This is a genomic window from Streptomyces sp. NPDC021096, from assembly GCF_040641275.1.
In the GTDB taxonomy this organism is placed as follows: domain Bacteria; phylum Actinomycetota; class Actinomycetes; order Streptomycetales; family Streptomycetaceae; genus Streptomyces.
This window is the reverse complement of record NZ_JBFADG010000002.1, coordinates 259,263-277,263: the sequence shown is the minus strand read 5'-3', so window position 1 is coordinate 277,263 and position 18,001 is coordinate 259,263. Positions and strand designations below refer to the sequence as shown.

At 64.3% G+C, this 18,001-nt stretch carries 14 protein-coding genes and 4 pseudogenes; 16 read left to right on the top strand and 2 right to left on the bottom strand.

Going from position 1 to position 18,001, the window contains the following annotated elements:
• Positions 1–94 precede the first annotated feature (94 nt).
• Positions 95–864 (top strand): annotated as a pseudogene (locus tag AB0G59_RS04910) (transposase).
• Positions 865–927: 63 nt separating this feature from the next.
• Here the strand turns inward: AB0G59_RS04910 and AB0G59_RS04905 are convergent.
• The gene (locus AB0G59_RS04905; RefSeq protein WP_360908089.1) at positions 928–2,382 is read right to left on the bottom strand and encodes an RNB domain-containing ribonuclease; all 1,455 of its coding nucleotides are present in this window, start codon (positions 2,380–2,382) and stop codon (positions 928–930) included.
• Between the two features lie 314 nt (positions 2,383–2,696).
• Here AB0G59_RS04905 and AB0G59_RS04900 point away from each other — a divergent pair.
• The 11 genes and pseudogenes from AB0G59_RS04900 to AB0G59_RS04850 form a co-directional block, all read left to right on the top strand.
• A pseudogene (locus AB0G59_RS04900) lies at positions 2,697–3,272 on the top strand (transposase family protein); the annotation flags it as partial.
• A gap of 425 nt (positions 3,273–3,697) precedes the next feature.
• The gene (locus AB0G59_RS04895; protein ID WP_360908087.1) at positions 3,698–3,988 is read left to right on the top strand and encodes a hypothetical protein; all 291 of its coding nucleotides are present in this window, start codon (positions 3,698–3,700) and stop codon (positions 3,986–3,988) included.
• A gap of 162 nt (positions 3,989–4,150) precedes the next feature.
• Positions 4,151–5,527: a radical SAM protein gene (locus AB0G59_RS04890; protein WP_360908085.1), complete on the top strand. Its 1,377-nt coding sequence runs from the start codon at positions 4,151–4,153 to the stop codon at positions 5,525–5,527.
• Positions 5,528–5,546: 19 nt separating this feature from the next.
• Positions 5,547–6,374 carry a hypothetical protein gene (locus tag AB0G59_RS04885; protein ID WP_360908083.1) on the top strand — a complete coding sequence of 276 codons (828 nt, stop codon included), beginning with the start codon at positions 5,547–5,549 and terminating at the stop codon, positions 6,372–6,374.
• Positions 6,343–7,629: a hypothetical protein gene (locus tag AB0G59_RS04880; RefSeq protein ID WP_360908081.1), complete on the top strand. Its 1,287-nt coding sequence runs from the start codon at positions 6,343–6,345 to the stop codon at positions 7,627–7,629. The genes AB0G59_RS04885 and AB0G59_RS04880 overlap by 32 nt, the downstream gene beginning before the upstream one ends.
• Positions 7,613–8,644: a radical SAM protein gene (locus tag AB0G59_RS04875; protein ID WP_360908622.1), complete on the top strand. Its 1,032-nt coding sequence runs from the start codon at positions 7,613–7,615 to the stop codon at positions 8,642–8,644. The genes AB0G59_RS04880 and AB0G59_RS04875 overlap by 17 nt, the downstream gene beginning before the upstream one ends.
• A complete protein-coding gene (locus AB0G59_RS04870; protein ID WP_360908078.1) occupies positions 8,641–9,918 on the top strand; it encodes an MFS transporter in 1,278 nt (425 codons plus the stop codon). The genes AB0G59_RS04875 and AB0G59_RS04870 overlap by 4 nt, the downstream gene beginning before the upstream one ends.
• Positions 9,915–11,261, top strand: a complete 1,347-nt coding sequence (locus AB0G59_RS04865) for an AMP-binding protein (RefSeq protein WP_360908076.1) — start codon at positions 9,915–9,917, stop codon at positions 11,259–11,261. The genes AB0G59_RS04870 and AB0G59_RS04865 overlap by 4 nt, the downstream gene beginning before the upstream one ends.
• A complete protein-coding gene (locus tag AB0G59_RS04860) occupies positions 11,230–11,550 on the top strand; it encodes an acyl carrier protein (RefSeq protein ID WP_360908073.1) in 321 nt (106 codons plus the stop codon). Before AB0G59_RS04865 ends, AB0G59_RS04860 begins: the two co-directional genes overlap by 32 nt.
• A 16-nt stretch (positions 11,551–11,566) precedes the next feature.
• Entirely contained in the window at positions 11,567–12,280 is a 714-nt protein-coding gene (locus AB0G59_RS04855; protein ID WP_360908071.1) for a 2OG-Fe(II) oxygenase, read from the top strand.
• Positions 12,281–12,335: 55 nt separating this feature from the next.
• Entirely contained in the window at positions 12,336–13,118 is a 783-nt protein-coding gene (locus AB0G59_RS04850) for an aspartyl/asparaginyl beta-hydroxylase domain-containing protein (RefSeq protein ID WP_360908069.1), read from the top strand.
• A 216-nt stretch (positions 13,119–13,334) separates the two neighbouring features.
• Here AB0G59_RS04850 and AB0G59_RS04845 read toward each other — a convergent pair.
• Positions 13,335–13,424, bottom strand: a pseudogene (locus AB0G59_RS04845) (IS5/IS1182 family transposase); the annotation flags it as partial.
• Positions 13,425–14,641: 1,217 nt separating this feature from the next.
• Between AB0G59_RS04845 and AB0G59_RS04840 the strand changes: the two are divergent.
• The 4 genes and pseudogenes from AB0G59_RS04840 to AB0G59_RS04825 all read left to right on the top strand — a co-directional run bounded on the left by AB0G59_RS04840 (position 14,642) and on the right by AB0G59_RS04825 (position 17,987).
• Positions 14,642–14,971, top strand: coding sequence for a hypothetical protein (locus AB0G59_RS04840; protein ID WP_360908067.1), 330 nt, complete (start codon positions 14,642–14,644; stop codon positions 14,969–14,971).
• A gap of 92 nt (positions 14,972–15,063) precedes the next feature.
• Entirely contained in the window at positions 15,064–15,408 is a 345-nt protein-coding gene (locus tag AB0G59_RS04835) for a hypothetical protein (RefSeq protein ID WP_360908065.1), read from the top strand.
• Between the two features lie 240 nt (positions 15,409–15,648).
• Positions 15,649–16,035: pseudogene (locus AB0G59_RS04830) on the top strand (transposase); the annotation flags it as partial.
• 251 nt (positions 16,036–16,286) lie between these two features.
• Entirely contained in the window at positions 16,287–17,987 is a 1,701-nt protein-coding gene (locus tag AB0G59_RS04825) for a hypothetical protein (protein ID WP_360908063.1), read from the top strand.
• The last annotated feature ends 14 nt before the right edge of the window (positions 17,988–18,001 follow it).

Genomic DNA, 18,001 nt, shown 5'->3' with positions numbered 1-18,001 from the left:
GGTTTCCCCCGGGTCTTGCTCACTGTGGACTGCCCCGATCAGCGTAGCTGTGGGATTGTCTCGGCGTTGGGTCGTCCTGGGTGATGATCATGCTGTGGCCAGTGTGATCACGGCATCGGAGCCGTCCTGGATAACCCCGTTCGCGGGGCTGAGCCCGCGCTGCTTCGGCAAGCTGCTGACCACGCTGCGGCGTGATGAAACAGATCTGGTCCACCGAGGCCGGCCGTGGAGCCTGCCGCTGGAGGACCGGGTGTTGCTGGTCACGGCCTATTGGCGTACCAATCGGACGTTGAGGCAGCTCGCTCCGCTGTTTGGCGTCTCGAAGTCCACGGCTGGCCGAGTCGTCAACCACCTCGGCCCCCTGCTCGCGCTCCGGCCCCGCAAGCGGTTCGCCAAGGACACCGTTCTCATCGTGGACGGCACCCTGGTCCCCACCCGCGACCACACCATCGCCGAGCGATCGAAGAACTACCGGTATTCCACCAACCATCAGGTCGTCATCGACGCAGACACCCGCCTGGTCGTCGTGGTCGGCCGACCGCTCGCCGGGAACCGCAACGACTGCAAGGCATGGGAGGAGTCCGGTGCCAAGGCTGCCGTCGGCAAGACTCTCACGATCGCCGACGGCGGCTACCGGGAACCGGACTCGTCATCCCGCACCGTCGCGACCGCGGCCAGACCGAGCTCCCAGCTTGGAAAGAAGACCACAACAGGACCCACAAACAGGTCCGAGCCCGTGTCGAGCACGTCTTCGCCCGCATGAAGACCTGGAAGATCCTCCGCGACTGCCGCCTCAAAGGCGACGGCGTCCACCACGCCATGCTCGGCATCGCCCGGATGCACAACTTCGCCCTCGCCGGATAGGTCGCAGGTGGCACGATGGCCCGCTATGCCCGAGGCGGCTCCAAGATCTTTACGGGACACCCCTTAGGGCACAGTGAAGAGGACCTTGTCCTCGTCCGCGGCGGGGTTCGCCTGCTTGAGCCTGGCCCTGATGCTGGATCCGAGCTGGAGATCCAGGCCGTTGGTCGAGACGACCTTGGCCAGCACGGCGGGGTCGGCCAGGAACACTTTGCCCTCGCGCGGCCTGCCCCGCTCCGCGTCGGTGTCGATGACCGTGGCGTCGAACACCTCGCCCACGCGGTCCTTGAGCACCGCGGCCTCGGCCAGGTCCACGGTCTGCCGGTCCGCCAGGCCGCCCTTCCCCCGTGCCGTGTCGCACGGGATGCAGGACAGTGCGTCGAGCACCCAGTTCGGCGGGGCCTTGTCCGCGCACGCCATCACGCACAGCTCACCGGTGTACCGGTCGACCAGGCGCCGCAGCGGAGCCGTGCAATGGGTGTACGGGGCCGCGATCGCTGCGTGCATCGTGTACGCCGGCTTCTGGTTGTCGCGGAAGACGGTGTACTCCGCCTTGAGCATCGTGCTCGTGGCCTCGGTGAGGAAGGCCATGTGCTGCTGGTTCTGGGAATCGAGCTTGCGGACCAGCGTGGCGTACGAGATGCCGGGCCGCCAGACGATGCCCAGGGCCTTCGCGATGTCGTGCAGGCGCTTGATCACGTTCTGATCGGCCTGCTCCTTCTGGGTCCGCAGGATGCCGGTACCCGTGTCGAGCATGATCTGGGCCGCGGACATCCCGGTCATGAGGGAGATCTGCTCGTTCCAGCCCTCGACCGGCAGCGTCGCCACGTAGCGCAGCCTGAACGATCCATCCTCGAGGGTGACCTCCTGGTCCGGCAGACTCACCGAGATGCCGCCGCGCGCGATTTCGACAGCCTCCCGCAGCTCGCCGATCTCGCGCAGCAGGGCGAGGGGCTCCTCCGCCGTGCCGTTCTCGATGGCCTGCTGGGCGCCGGCGTAGTCGAGCTGGGCCCGACTTCGGATCATGGCCCGGCTCACGGACGAGTCGGTCAGATTGCCGTGGGCGTCGAGGTCGTGCTGCCACAACAGGGCGGGGCGGTCCTTGTTCGGCAGCAGGCTGGCCGCGCCCTCGGAGAGGACGGGCGGGTGCAGGGGCACCTTGAGGTCGGGGAAGTACAGCGTTTCGATCCTGTCGTGCGCCTCGATGTCCAGAGGGCTGCCCGCCCTGACGAAGGTCGCCACGTCCGCGATGGCGTAGTACACGCGGTAGCCGCCACCGGGCCGCCGTTCCAGGTGCATGGCCTGGTCGAGGTCCTTCGAGGTCGGCGGATCGATCGTGAAGAACGGCAGGTGGGTGGCGTCCTTGTCGGGCAAGCGCGCCTCACCCGCGGCCTTGTCGGCCGCTTTGAGTACGCGCTTGGGGAAGCTCAGGGGGACCTTCAGCTCCGCGCGGAGTTCCTCCAGCGCGGTGCGCAGAGCGTCCTGGGCCTCGGCAGACATGTGCATCAAGCGGCGTTGCATGCCCCGAGCGTAGGGCGGCGGTCACGAACCGGCGCGGCGAGCGGGGCCGGGCGGCGGAGGGGACCGGAGCGACGGCGGTCGCGCGGGGAGGGGACATCGCCGGAGGGCGCGCGACGACAGCTACGGCACCTCGCCGCGTTGTCGGATCGCCCGAACATGCCCAGTATGAGGATGACCCTCCGCCTTGCGATGCACCGCATCTGACGCCGCGCGCTGATCCACCGGGGATTACGGGACAGCCCTTAGCATTTCAGTGCGGACGTGATTTGACCTGCGGACTGAAACAGCTGAGGCGCAGGGCAGGTGATCGTCGTTTCGGCATCGCAGTCGGCACTGCCCACACCTACACCACAGCAGTCGTCGGGCTGCTCACCGACCGCGCGCCCGGGCTGCTGCGTGCCCTGCGCGAAGCCGACCCCGACCACGTCCTGCTCGCCGGCACCTAGCAGAGTGCGACCGGGTCGGCGACAGCCAGGCCGACTACTCCCACAAGCACCATCGGCACGGGGTGAACGTGCAGGTGGTGACCAACCCGGCGGGGCAGCTGCTGTGGATCTCGCCCGCACTGCCCGGCCGCGCCCACGACCTGACCGCCGCCCGCACCCACCGGATCATCCGGATCTACGAACGCCAGGGCATCCCGGTACTCGTCGACCGCGCCTACCTGGGTGTCGGTCCCATGGGTGACGACACCCGTCAGACGCCCGCCGGGCGGCGACCTGTCACCGACCCAGCAGACCGTCAACCGCACGCTCTCCACAGCACGGGCACCAGTCGAACGGGGCATGGCCCGCCTGAAGTCCTGGCGAATCTTCCGCAAAGCCCGGTGCAGCCCGAATCGAATGTCGGCAATCGCCGCGACCGTCCTCACCCTGGAGCGGCAACACTGAAAGAGCTCACTGAATCGCACCCGCCCGGAGCCAACTGGGTTGGGAGGAGCGATCGGTTCAAGCCAAGAGTTGCCCTAGATGTCCCCGAGGGGGAGTGCGGGTTGCAACCAGCTGCCCAGCATGGCGACTTGCTGCACGATTCCCTTCACTGCGGCAACTGGAGCCGCGCTACGAAGGGGAGGCGGGCACTCCGCCCTCCCGGACCACAGCTTCACGACAGGACCATTTCGGCCATTAGTTCGAGTATCGGATCACTCAGGTAACCTGATCCGCTTTAATCACTGCTGATCGCGGGCTGGGCCTCGATCGCCGGGGGCCGAACATCAGCGGTTCAGCTCGGTCTCCACTGCACAAAACCGGCTCACGCTCGAACTCACTCTCTGCAATTCCCGCCCATCCCCAACAGGGAAAAAGAGGAGGAATAGGTGTCTCAGCAAGTTGCCGAGTATTCGGCCGAGCAGATCGATAACGCCAACAAGGTGGCCCTCACCATGGAGGCAATGATCGGGCGCCTCAGCTACGACGAGAGCTTCGCCACGCACCTGGCCAACAATCCTCGTGAAGCTCTCGGCGCAACAGGAATGTTGATGGAGAAGGAGGCTGTCGAGGTTCTCATGGCGACCGACCCGGAGCGTTTCGACAAACTCTGCGAGGCGCTCTTCGACCTGGTCGACTCCGACTTCCTGCACATGATGACGAATCCCTCCTGCGGCTGATCCTCGCCAAGGGTCCCGAAGTCGTTGCCCTATTGCACAGTTCCCGGTGCAACGCGTGGGACAACCGTCAATGGACGGGGGCAGGTCAGCTGTTGCGGTCTGCCCCCGTTGTCCAATTCTTCATCGTCTGCCGCAGTGTAGATCCTTTCGGGAGGACCAATAGTGGCCCGCGTCGCGCTGGTTAATATGGCCAGTCTGCCCATGCCGGGTAATGAGCCCATTTTCCCAATCGGCCTGCGGTGTGTTCAAGACGCCCTCAACCACTCCGGCCACCACACACGCCTGATTGACTTTGCCGAGGATCCCAGCGCCGTGGACGATCTGTCCTGGGTCACTGAACCCTGGGATGCCATCGGGTTCACTATCCGCAATATTGACCCCATCGACCTCTCCTGCGATGGCCACGTCCAGCACTACGAGAACTTCCTCAATCGAGTGCGACAGGCCCTTGACGATGCCGACCGGTCCCCTCTTCTGGTTGGTGGGGGACCTGGATACAGTTTATTCGCCGATCAGTTGCTGGCCCGGCTCAGGTTCGACGTAGGCGTCGTCGGGCCCGGCGAGCAGGCCATGCTCGACATCCTCGCCGACTTGGATCGGTACCGTGGGACTGGTAAGAACATCACGGGCCGCCGGTACGATGGATTCGTAACGAACGTACTCCAGCACCCAAAGTCGTTAATGGAGACATATACCAGGTTCGAAGGGGCGATGATCGGCGTGGAGACGCGCCGGAAGACCTGTTATCAAGGGTGCGTCTACTGCCCGTACGCCTACATCAGCGGCGACAACAGTGGCGAGCTGAAGCCGCTGGACCTTATTGCTTCCGAGCTCCGCTCCATCCATGCGTCCGGAATCCGCCGAGTGTTCTTCACTGACGGAATATTTAATAGTGAGCTCCGGTACGCCAAGGAAGTCGTCCAACTCATCACGGAGCTTAATCTACCCGGCCTGACATGGTCCGCCTACTTTACACCTAAGCCGTTCGATGACGAATTTGCCGAACTTCTTTCCCGAAGTAATGTTGAATTCGTTGTCATCTCCCCCGACAGCCTCGACGACCGCGTGATGAAGCTTCTCGGGAAGACCTTCGACACTCGCCATGTTGACCGGTGCCTCGAACGGTGTAGGCGGCATGGGATTCCTGCCCGGGTGAACATCGTCTTTGGAGCCCCAGGGGAAGACCGCGAGAGCGTGCGCAACAGCACCCAGTACATCAATTCCAAGCTGGAAGACGGCGAGCTGGTGATGCACGTGGGCTACCGAGTCCTACCGCAGACCGGTATGGCCCGACAGCTCAACATGCCCGACGACGACCTGGTCGGACCGACGTTCTACCCGTTTCACTCGGATCTCTTTTCGTGGATCATTCAGGATCTCGATAGCCGTTTCATGCCGACCAAGGTGCTGATCAACTTCATGGCCGCCCGCAGCGCCAGCAAGCGGATGACCAAAGTCCCACTCCCTGCAGAGCTGCAGGAGGCAGCGCCCACGGAATTCCCTTATCTCGCGCTGAGCCGGCAGCTTCCGCTCGTGTGATCCGTTCGACTGTAGGTGAATGCTCATGAAATCCGGCCGAGTACGCCGACTGACGTCGGCGGATGCCGACGAGATCCTCCGGATCGTCGATCTCGAAGGACTCGGCGCCGTGACACTGGCCCGGGAGCTGGCTGCCGAGGACTACTACTTCTGGGTGGGGCTCGACACGCCCACCGACGGCTTGTGCGCCGTACACCGCAGCATGAGGTGGGGGGATTACCTCCTTCTCAAGGGCGTCTTCGTCGATGTGCCCGCGCGCGGCAGCGGTGCCGCATTAGAGCTCGCATTCGCGCTGCGCGACACTGCGCGACGCCGTGGGTACGCCGGCTTGGTGGCGTGGGTAGAGCCGCACAAGCCGGAGGCCGGGTTGGCCCGCATGCTGCGGTTGCAGATGACCGGGCCGCTGGTCCACCGGTTCGAGGTACCCCTACCAGACGATGGGCCTCCTGTAGCCGCTCCCAGCGCTGGCCACGGCACGCTGGCGCTGGATCTGCCGGATCCAGAGCGATCGGCTCCACTGGTGGACGACTTGCTGAGCGGCGGCTCCCCCATGGTGGTGCGCTGGGTTCTTGACCGCTACCGGTTGGTGCTGAGCGGCTTCCCCCCGCGCTCCGTCGCCGACCTTCACATCGTGACCTCAGCTGCAGGGCCTCTGGCTAAGGCGAAAGGCGCGCGTTTCCTAGAGCTTCCGCTTCCAGCGGCGGACATCCCGGCTGCCCTGTCCCTAGCCAAGGTCAAGGCACGGCGCCTCAGCCGGACGCCTGTCCGACTGGGACGCCTCGACTTCGGTACCGGCCGCGTCGGCACGATCCGCGATGGAAGGCAGAACGCCAATGATGCCGCTTGAAGCACGCACGCTGTGCCTGCGTGCCGACCCGGACACGGCACTCGCCGAACTGCGTCGCCACGACATCGGTGCGGCGCAACTGCGGGATCTGCTCGACCGTCCTGCCGAGGGTGAGTGGCACGCCTGGTCAGGAACGACGGAGCTATACGACGAGCACGGTCGGCGCACAGACATGGCGGTGCATGTACCCCCGTACTCACCCGGCCGACGGCTCGGCGCCCTGATCGTCTTGCACGGCGCCGGCGGCAGCGGGGAACAAGTGCTGCCGTACTTCACAGCACTCGGGGACAGGCTGTCGATGGCCGTCCTCTGCCCCACAGCGCAGCTCCCAGCACGGAAGTCGAACAACCTCGACCTCGCCGGAATCTTCGGCAGCCGATTCAACATGCCGCGCTGGGACCTGGCCGGACAGGACTTCCCACTCGCTGCCCTCCGCTGGGCCCGGACCGAACTCGATGCTGACCCAAACCGCTGCGTCCTCGCCGGAGTCTCCATGGGCGGCCTGGCGACCTGGAATCTGGGAATGCGGTTCTGGTCCTCGTTTGCCGCAGCCGTCCCGATCAACGGAGCCCTCTCTGCATGGGAGTCGTTCGGAACCGACGCGCGGACCAGGGCCTTACTGCCCAACGCCCTTCCACTTCCTCTCTTCGTTGTGCACGGGCAAAAGGACGAGCAGATTCCGGCGCAATTCGACCGTGAGTCTGTCCGCACACTGCGCGATCTCGGTCACCAGGATGTGGAGCATGTGGAGGTCCCGCACGGCTCCCATGGCCTGGAGACACTGGGGCTGGCAGAAGGCAGGCCACTGTTCCGGCAGCTCGAACACTGGCTTGGCCGCACGAGCCGTACGGGTCAGCCAGCCGAGATCCGTCACCGAGCCGAGGAAGACGCCCACGGCCGCGCCCACTGGGTACGCCTCAGCGGCATCACACCGCGACAAGCTGCCGCGGTCCGTGCGCACCGGGCCGCCGCGGACTGGATCGACCTCGAGGTCAGGGGGGCTCGCCAGGTAACGCTCTACCTACGCGGAGAGCGACTCACTCCCGGTGACACCCTCACGGTAGTGGTCAATGGCACCGTCTCGCTCGTGCGCTTCGCACCGGACCTGGCGACCGTAGTCCGCTCCTTCCGGGAGACAGCGGACCCGGAGCTCGTCGCCGAACAAGTAGTACACGTTGCTGTCCCACAGCCCTCAGGCAACGAGTCGACCCAACAAAGCAGCGAAGCGAAGGGTGGCCATGCTCACTCGATCTGAAATACGGACGTATCTCACGGCTACAGGCCCGGCCCAGGAAGAGCTCTTCGCTAAGGCCCGGCAGCTCAGGGAGGAACACTTCGGGCCGACCGTGATCCTGCGCGGCGTCATCGAAGTAACCAACGTGTGCCGCGTGAACTGTGATTACTGCCCGATGCGCCGCGACAACACACGGGACAACGACCGGTACTTCATGAGCAGCAACGACATCCTGGAGCGAGCAGGCGCGATACAGAAAGCCGGAATCGACATCATCCTCCTCCAAGGCGGCGAGACACCACGCAATCTCGCCGCGATCGAGGACGTCATCCCCCGGATCCGAGAGCTGTTCGATGGTCGTGTTGAGATCCTGCTCAACCTCGGGAACATGCGCAGAGGACAGTACGAGCACCTCCGCAACCTCGGCGCGACAAGCTACATCCTCAAGCACGAGACGAGCGACCCGCGCCTGCACGAAACGATGCGTCACGAGTCGTTAGACGATCGCTTGCAGTGTGTCAGGGACTTGCTGGACCTCGGCTACCGGGTGGGTACTGGCCTGATATCGAGCCTGCCCGGCCAGACCCTCGACAGCATCGTCGATGACATCGAGTTGGCGGGGACATTGGGGGTCCACATGTGCAGTGTGAGCCCCTTCGTGCCCGCCCCCAATACCCCCTTGCAGATCGCGCCAGCCGGATCCAACGAGCTCGCACTCAATGCACTCGCCGCCCTCCGGCTGCACCGACCCGAGTTGCTCATACCGTCGGTGAGCGCCCTGGAGAAGACGTCCTCGGGTGGACAGTCCCGAGGGCTGGCCGCCGGCGCCAATGTCATGACGGTGAACTTCACCGGCGAAACCGACCGGCAACGTTACCTGATCTACGGAAAGGACCGCTTCGTGGTCAACAAGCAATACGTCGAGGATCTTGTCCGGGCATCTGGCCTGCAGACCCGGGGATCAGTATTCCTTGACTTGGAGGCGGCCACCAACACTCCGGTCGGTGCGGGCAGCTGCCTGAGGTGCACGTCGTGAGCGCCAGCTCTGTGGCATCCACGAACTTCAGACGCTTCTGGTTCGGACAGACGCTCTCCCAGTTCGGCACTCGCATTGGCACGCTCGGCCTATCCGTCACGGCCGTCCAGCTCCTCCATGCGAACACCAAAGAGGTAGGCGCCCTCAGCGCCGCGTCCACCGTCTGCTATCTCCTCATCGGCCTCCCCGCGGGTGTGTGGGTGGACCGAATACTCAAGCGCAAGACGATGATGTGGGCGGCTCTTATCCGCTGCCTGGCCGTACTCTCGATTCCGCTCCTCTGGCTCACAGGGGACCTGCGGATGGAGGTTCTCTACGCCGTCGCCGTCGTCGTCGGCGTGGTGACCGTCTTCTTCGACGTCGCCTACCAGTCCTACGTCCCCGTCCTGGTACCCGAGGACGACATCGCTACCGCCAACGCCCGCCTCGAAGCCACCGCCCAGGTGTCCACCCTCGGCGGACCGGCGCTGGCCGGACTCCTCATGCGGGTCGTCAGCGCACCGGTTGTGATGCTCGTTGATGCCTTCGCATACCTCGCCAGCTTCCTGTGCCTCACCATGACTAAGGATGGGGAGCAGAGATCGGCGCTTTCTCCTCGGGGCAAGGGCCGCCTGCTCACAGACATCGCGGAAGGCGTGCGCTTCGTCCGTACCCAGCCAGTCATCCGGCGTCTGGCAATGTCCATGGGCGTGTCCAACTTCTTCGCCACCATGGTCGCCACCCTGGTTCCGATCCTTGTATTGCGCACCATCGGATTCGATTCGTTCATGCTCGGGCTCATCATGACCTGCGGCGCCGCCGGCGGCGTGGTGGGGGCGTTGCTCGCCCCCAAGGCCCGGCAGCGTCTCAGCGTAGGAACCGTGATGGCCTGCGGCCTGCTCACAGCGGCGTTCTTCACCGTGTCCAGCCCTCTAGCGGCTGTCGCCGCACCACACAGCACGATCCTGGCAGGGGCGATCCTGCTGGTTGGCGAGTTCGGGCTAACCGTCGGGGCACTGCTCTTCAACGTGACCCAGGTAAGCCTCCGCCAGACCCTCTGCCCCAAGAACCTCCTCGGCAGGATGAACGCATCCATTCGCTTCGTCATCTGGGGCAGCATGCCGCTTGCGGCGCTGGTGGCAGGCTGGCTCGGCTCAGGCATTGGTGTGGTACCGACACTGTGGATCGGCGTGGCCGGCGGCGTGGCGACGGTCCTGCCCATCCTCACCATCGACAGGGTTATGTCGGCGAACGCCCCTGAGTCAGCAGCCAAGCAGCCGGAAGTGGTGCAGTGAGTAGCGGCCGCCAGGAAATGGTGACGCGCATTCTGGCGCAAGGCGGGAACGTCGACAGTGAACGTATCGACGCCGCTGGCTCCCTCTTCAACTCCCTGTGCGACCGCTTGAGCCGGGCCGAGGTACAGCCCGGCGAGCTGGTTGTGCTGAGCGGCCTGCAGGGCCGCAACCTGCTGGTGGCCGCCATGGCTGTGTGGCGGCTGGACGCGGTGCCGATGCCAGTTCCGGAGACGGATCCGAGCTTCGATGGGGCTCCCGCTCAGTTCGTACGCGGCGCATGCCGGATCACCGCGGACTTGTCCGTCGCCCCCGCCGCGCCGGGCCGATGGGCTGAAGCCCTCGACACCACTGCGGTGCTCCATCTGAGTTCGGGCAGCACCGACCGCCCGAAGGTCGCCCGGCGCGGAGTTGCCAGCGTGCTGTACGACGCCGAGGGCTACCGTGCGGGGCTGGGGCTAGTCCCCGGTGACCGTGTCGCGGTCCCTGTCCCGCTTGTGCACTCCTTTGGCTGGGGTGTCGCCATCAGCGCGCTGCTAAGCGGATGCGACCTCGACGTGACGCCCTTCGTCCGGGCGAGCACGCTGGCCCGCAAGACCGACTCTGGCGCCGTCTCAGTACTCGCTCTCACGCCGCCCCTGGCCAGACTGCTGGTCGAGACTCGTCGCCAAGGCACATCGACGCCGCGCGCCGCGATGGCGGGAGCCGGCCAGGTTCCCGACGAGCTCAACGAAGCATTCCAGAAGCGCTTCGGACTACCGCTGCTTCGCGGATACGGCTCGACGGAGACCGGGGGCACCTTCTTCGGCGACCGAGGCATGGGCAGGCCGGTGCCAGGGGTTGACATCGTCAAGCCGCCACCCGGAGAACGGGGGGAACTGATCCTGCGGCTGGCCGCGCCAATGGAGGGATACCTCGGCGACAACCAGGGGCCCACGCAGGAATGGCGCACGGGCGACGTCGTCCGACACGACACCGACGGCTCCGTGTACTTCGAAGAGAGAGTACGTGGCCCGCTCCGCCTGAACGGGAAATTCATCAGAACAGACATCACGGAGAAGGCCCTACGCTCCGTACTGGGAGTGACAGATGTCTTCCCACTCATCCTTCCACGGAACGACAGCCCCGAGACCGAGGACTTCTACGCAGTGGTCGAGGGGGACGCCGCCAAGCAGGACCTGCTCGTGGCCCTGGCCGGATGCCCGGCGGGAACACCCCTCCCACGCGTGGTTGTATGCCGCAAACTGCCCCGAACCACAGTGGGCAAGCATGACCGAGACGCGTTGATCGAGACAGTCAGGAGGATGAGCAGGGATGCAAAATTCCGCACAGCGCCGCGCGAGTGAGCTGCTGGTCGCCCGCCATGTCGTACGGGCGCTGACCGAACGGGGGATCGACGCCCCTAAGGCGGAGAATCTAATCGAGGACACTGAGCTTCGTAATCGCGACCTCTCGCTGTTCGGCCTGAACTCACTCGACTGGATCGCACTCGCTACGCGGCTGGAGAACGAGGTAGGCGCGGAGATTCCTGATCACGTGCTGGTGAGCCCCGAATACCGCTGTGTCGCGGGATGGGGAGAGGCGGTCCTCGCTGCCCGGACCGCACAGGTCGAGACGCATCAGTCTGCCCATTGACCCCGAGGGGGAGGACATGAAGGAAACACAACGCGGAAAACGCTTCATCGTCATTGACGACTTTCTTAGCGAGCGCGACTTCTGTGCCGCCCAAGAGCTAATGGAGCACGCGACATTCACCCGGCAGGAGAGCGTCATTTCGATCGAGGACGGCCCTGCCTTCCGCTCGAAGGGGGTGCAGTTCAGGGATGGCCTCGAAGCCTTCAGTAAAGACGGGCGGCCGAAGTTGTACGAAGAACTAGCCGATGCGGTGCGCGCGTACAGCGACTTCTTCGGCCAGGTGGGAGCTGACTGGGACAGGATCGCCTTCGCGTTCTGGAAGTACCCAGCAGGTAGCCGCCTCGGTTGGCACAACGACGCAGGCCAGGGCCGACAAGGTGAGTTCATCCTCTTCCTCCACGACCGGTGGCGGCCGTCCTGGGGCGGTGAACTCAAGCTCATCGACGAGGACTTGCAGGAGTCCAAAGTCGAGGTCACTGAGAGCGACCTGGTGCTACGGATGGAAGCACTGATCGAGCAGAGCACGACGAGCCCAGTGGCCGTCGTGCCGAAACCGAACCGGCTGGTCCTGGTGAAGTCGGAAACCATCCACACCATCGGACGTGTCGACCAAACCGCCGGGGACACACTGCGCCGTACACTCACCGGCTTTGTCTCGAAGAGCCAGAAGCGGGCGGCAGCGCTGGTGAACGCGCGAGAGAAATTCGAGGCAATCCTCGCTGCCGGTTGATCACCGCGGTCAGTCATGTGAACTATCTGCTGACCAACAGCGCCTGGAGGCGTTCATGCAATCGTGGCTTGCCGAGATCCCCTACTACCTGGACCGGTGGATCGAGGAGCAGGCAGTCAACCGATCCACTCTAGGACGAGTGCTGGACGGCCTGGACATTGCACTTCGGGACGAGGTACAGGATCACACATCCAGGGGCCAGGAACCGAACATCTTCATCCCGGGCCTTTCCGAGACTGCCTGGTGGAACAACGAGCATTTCCCGTGGATCACAGATCTGGAGGCGGCCACGGAGGATATCTCTGCGGAATTCGAGGGACTCGGCGGCCTGGCCGGCAAGCGAACGCTTTCCAAGCCAGCCGAACTCGCTGACGAGGGCCGATGGTCGGCGCACTACCTCTACTACGCAGCCAAGGCTTACCCCAGGAACCTCAAGGCATGCCCGACAACCGTCGGGACGCTCGAACCGATCCCCGGTGCACTGGGCTGCGGGATGACATACTTCTCCGTGCTGGACCCCGGCACACACATCGCCGCACATACCGGTTACACGAACGCCCACCTGCGGTGCCACCTGGGTCTGGTTACTCCGAGGGGCCCCCGCATCCGGGTAGGGAACGAGACGAGGGAATGGCAGCGGGGGAAGGCATTCGTCTTCGACGACTCCTTTGAACATGAGGTGTGGAACGACAGCAACGAGGGGCGCGGGGTGCTGTTGTTCGACATCTGGCACCCTGATCTGACGGAGATCGAGATCCGAGCTATCTCACACCTGATGGCTATCTCCCGAAAGCTGATCTATCGGAACTTCTGGACTAAGGAGTTCGTGACGCAATGACACTCTCCGGTATGTCCACGGCGAGCGCCGTCTCTCACGGACTTGCGAGCGGAGTCAAGCGTGCCCGACGAAGTGATCGCAGTCGGGGCTTCGCTTTGTCACCCGCAGAGTGAGGTTTCCAGCTGTCGCCTGCGCCGACTGGTTCCCACTGAGCCTAAATTATGTCCCGTAAGGAGTCATTCGGGCAGGCCGGAGTGGTTTCTGTGCTCGGGCGGGCTATCCCGCGAGGGCGAGATTATGGAGTCGGGCGATGCCGAGTACGGCCTGATGGAAGCCGTTGCCCCGCAGCCGGCAGTCACGGAGGATCGCGGTCACCAGCGACACCCGGTCCTCCAAGGGAAAACCCCACGGCCAGCCGCCGGACGGCACGCCGCCCCGACGCCGGACAAGCCCCACGAGCTTGCGGAACTGCCGCTCGCTCAGCCTCAAGAATTGACCTATCCAGCCCAGCTCCGAGGCCGACCGCATGTACTTCGGTCGCGCTTCGGGCGGCAGCGTCGCTAGGAGCCAGGAGTCGGCCACGTTGAAGTCGCGGCCGTCCTTGCGTTCCACGCTGCCGGACAGCTCGATCGTGCCGTTGACCAGACGCCACCGGGGGTTGCCGCCGCAGGCGGCGACATCGCCGGGAAGTGGCAGGGGCTGCCAGGGTCCGGGGGACAGAGGGGGTCCAGGTGCCGCTGGTGTAGATCTCCATGCGGTCCTCGCCCTGGAGGTAGGCGAGCTTGCCGGGTACCGGCCGTTCCGGGGACGCCGCGCGGGCGGCGGAATTGGCGTACACGCTCTGCGTCAGGGCATACACCCGCTCGTCCACGATGTCCCGGGGTGCGATGGCACCGGCCTGCGGGGCCACGGCCACCCTGCACAGGGGGACGTCGAAGACGCCGTCCTGCCCCTGGCTGAGCACGGGGGGCTGGGGCTGCGCTGCCGGGGTGCCCTGGAGGTAGGCGACGGAGATGCGCTGCCCGGTGCGGGTCAGGCGGATGGTGATCCGGTCGACGCGCGGTTGGGTGCCGGTGTTGGCAGCGATCACCACGTGGCGCTCGGCGTCGGAGTAGTAGTGAAAGCCTTGGACCGTGGCGTGGCGGCGGCGACGTTGACGGTCATGTCCTGGCCGGTTGCCGTGGTGGCGAGCGGGTCGGCGGGGTCACTGGTGCGCGGCGCACGGATGCCGTTTGCCACATGGACGTCATCTGCGACCACTGCTCGCTCGTGACGGTGGTGCCGGCGCCGCTGTCGAAGGGGAAGTAGTACTCGGCCAAGTGGGCCACTCCAAAATTTTGCTGAGGATGAGTCGACATCCGCGAAGCCTTCCTCCGCCTCGCCTGCAGCCTCGTCACCTTCAGACAGATCAACTCATTCTGTTAGCTGTTGTAGCTGGATCTATACGGACTCACAGAAGCATTGCAAAGCAGGGGTCGTGCGCCCTCAAGCACCTCAATACCCCTACACATCTGAGTTAGCTTGCTTGTCTCATTAGGCCATCATGTGGACGGGGCCAGCTTGCAGCTATACCGGGGGACGATGTGGCAGACGAACAATCAGAAGTTGCCTGGTTGACCGATGAAGAGGTTGGAGGGATGCTGCAAATACAACCGGATCGGGTTCAGTTTGCTGTCCGTAAGTACAACGTGCGCACTAAGGGCCACAACTATTTCGCTGGGACGATGCAGTCCTATCACCCTGACTTCTATCACCCCGACGACATACGGCGGATAGCTGGCGATCTAGCTCGTGGAACCCTGTCTCGGGAGGAGTTACTTGCGCCGAGCAAAGAAGATCAGCTCATTGAGGTGGTGATAACAATCGTGGCAGGCTTAACCATTCTCATTACCCTCATCATATGGCTGACTTGAACATCTGGCGCGCAATTTGGAGCGGGCGGGATCGGAATGGGTGGCGTCGGACGGCTCCCTTGTGTTACCCCCCTAAGGCGAGGAGTCCGTCTGTGACAGATCCACCCCCGTATACATGGTTGACCGAGCATCGCGTTTCTGTGATCTGGAAGATACCCCCGGATCAGGTGCAGAATGTTGCAGCAAAACACAGCGTCCGATACAAGGGGCGTGTGGTGGTCCAGGGAAGCGTTTATGGCCATAAAGCGGACGCTTATCATCCCGAGGATGTGCAGCGACTTGCCGATGACCTCGCTTCTGGAGCTGTTCTTCGGGAGAACTTGCTTCCCACCTGGAAGGATAATCTTGCTTCCTTCGCAGAGCTTGCACTGTGCCTTTTCGTCCCGGCTCTTCTCTTCTTCTGCCTCTTGATTATTCTAAGTTCCTTAGGGGATTGACCTATAATCAAGATCCACTACACCATCACCTCTGAGGTTGCGAGCTAAGGGCGGCGAGAGGTCGCGGGACGGCTCGGACGGCACCGGAAGCGTGCGGATGATGCATGATCGCCGCTCTCGCGTGTCGTCCCGTTCTGCCTCAATAGCTCCTGTCCGGTTCGAAAATGCCCGGGTCGGTCAGCATCAGTCGCCCGGACGAGCGATGTACGCGCCCCAACTCCAGGCCGTATCAGTGCTGTCATGACGCCTCAGCCGCCCCGCAAGCCCTACCCGTCCGACCTGTCCGACGCCCGCTGGGCCCTCATCGAACCCACACTGACGGCTTGGCGGGCGGATCGGCAGAAGACCTCGCTCAACCTCGGTGGCAGGGTCGCCGACCTGCGGGAAGTCCTCAACGCGATCCTCTACGTCAACCGCACCGGTATCGCCTGGCGTTACCTGCCGCACGACTTCCCTGCGCACACCACCGTCTTCTCGCACTTCAGCGCCGGGACCAGCGACGGCACCATCGAGAAGCTCGGCGTCCGTCTACACCGGCTGGTGCTCGAGAAGGAAGGGCGCGACCTCGTGCCCACCGCCTGCCTCATCGACTCGCAGAGCGTGAAGACCGCCCACACCGTCCCCACGATGTGGATGCCCCAGAGCGTTCACCTACGTCCGGCTGTCTCTCCCTGACGCAACAGGCAAAATGCTCATCAACGTCCCGGACGCGGGAATATCTGCAGGTCAGGAGGCAAACGCGAGACGGCTGGTCAGCAAGCGACCCGATCGATCGCCAAACGGAGCCGACCAGGGGAACCCTGCTGACCGGTGACCGCTGGGACCCACCCTGCCGCCGACCGTCATCACCTGTCAGTGCCTACCCCTACCCTGGCTGCATGGTCACGGTTCCCTGGGCCCAGCTTCAACACCACGAGAAGCAGTACGCCTCGCTGGTGCCCACCCTGTTGCTGCGGCTACGCCCGCTGGCCCGCGTGGTGGACGGCAGCGGCGGCGACCGAGGCAAGGATGTCTTCGAGTATGACGAGGACAACCAACTGATCATCTATGAGCTGAAGTCCTTCACCGGACGTCTCACGGCCAGTCGCCGCCGACAGGTTGAGAGCTCTCTACGCACCGCTGCCCAACATCAACCAGATGCCTGGGACCTCATAGCGCCCGTACACCTGACCGACCGCGAGTGGGCATGGTTCGACGATCTGCGTAATGAGTACCCTTTTGTGCGTAATATGCACGGAGTCCATTGGCTGAACGAGCAGTTGGCGCGGCATGAGGATCTGGTGCGCAGCGTCCTGTACGCAACCGATACCTACCTCCTGGACCGCATCGCGGAGGTCCGCGCCGAAGAGGCAGTGATGTTGCGTGGCGTTCCCGATCTCGTAGCCCGGCAACGAACCCTGCTCCGTAGAGCGGACGAGGTGTCGCCCCACTATCGCCTCTCTGTCTCAGCGGACGAGGAGGGCAACACCCAGGTAGCGATCACGCCGAAGGATCTACGCAGCGCCCGGGTCGCACCGGTCGTCGTCACGGGCAACATCGCCTTTTCAGGCGACGACCCGGACAGCTCATCGGAGCAGCGCAGGTACGAACAAGCCATCCTCTACGGAGAAGACCTCGAACTGCAAGGCCGGTACCTGCACGGCTTCCGCATCGACGCCCCGCCGGAACTCGGGATCAGCGGCCCCTTGCCCCTGCACGCCCTGCAACTCGAGGCTCAACGAGAGCCACTCGAACCCGCCCTCGGCGCACAGCTCAGCGTGATGGGCTCACTGGGCAAACCGGTTCAATCCATCCCTCTGTTCTTCCGGGAACGGACCTGGGGCACCGGTGGCACCATCCTCCGTGGAGCTGACCTCACGGGCCTGCTGAGTCTGCGAGTACAGGTGAATCGCACAGACTCCACTTGGGGCATTGAGCTGGCGACGTCAGGCACCCGGGAGTACCCGACGCCGTCGGCGGCGCTTCCCGTCCTGCGACTGCTTGCCGCTGCGCGATCTGGAGCCGTCCTGTGCCTGACAATTGGTCCCCGAGCAGAGGCATGCACGTTCCAAGCCACTGTGGCCGAGGACTGGATGGATGACAGCTTTCGCATCTGGCTGGACCTTTGCGAGGACTTGCGCTTCATCCAAGACTCCACGAACGTGCACTTTCCCATCCCGGGAGAGATCACTGCGGGTGATGCTGCCGGCGTTCACCAAGCAGCCCGCCTCCTTCGCGGTGAGGCCATCAGCATTGGCACCGGACCCCTCGCTTTGGAGGTTCAACCCACTGCTGCCGAAGTCCTGGAGAGGTTCTCAAAAGGGGCCCAGCGCCTGGTACGTGCCCGTGACTTGACCCTTGCACTCGGAACGTGGGCCATCGATATCGGCACCTGCGTTGAGTACTGCACCATCAGCGGGGCCTCGAACCTCGCGGAGGCACGGCGCGACATCGAGGCAGGCCGCAGGACGAAGCTCCTCCTCGATCTTCCCGACGGGGAGAAAGTGCTCCGTCAACTCCTCGAGCACACCCCTGACGCCTGGCTGCCACCGACCCTGGCCGCGCGCCGACCAGCCGCCCCTGTCCGACCCACACGCTGAAGTCAGCGAGTTCA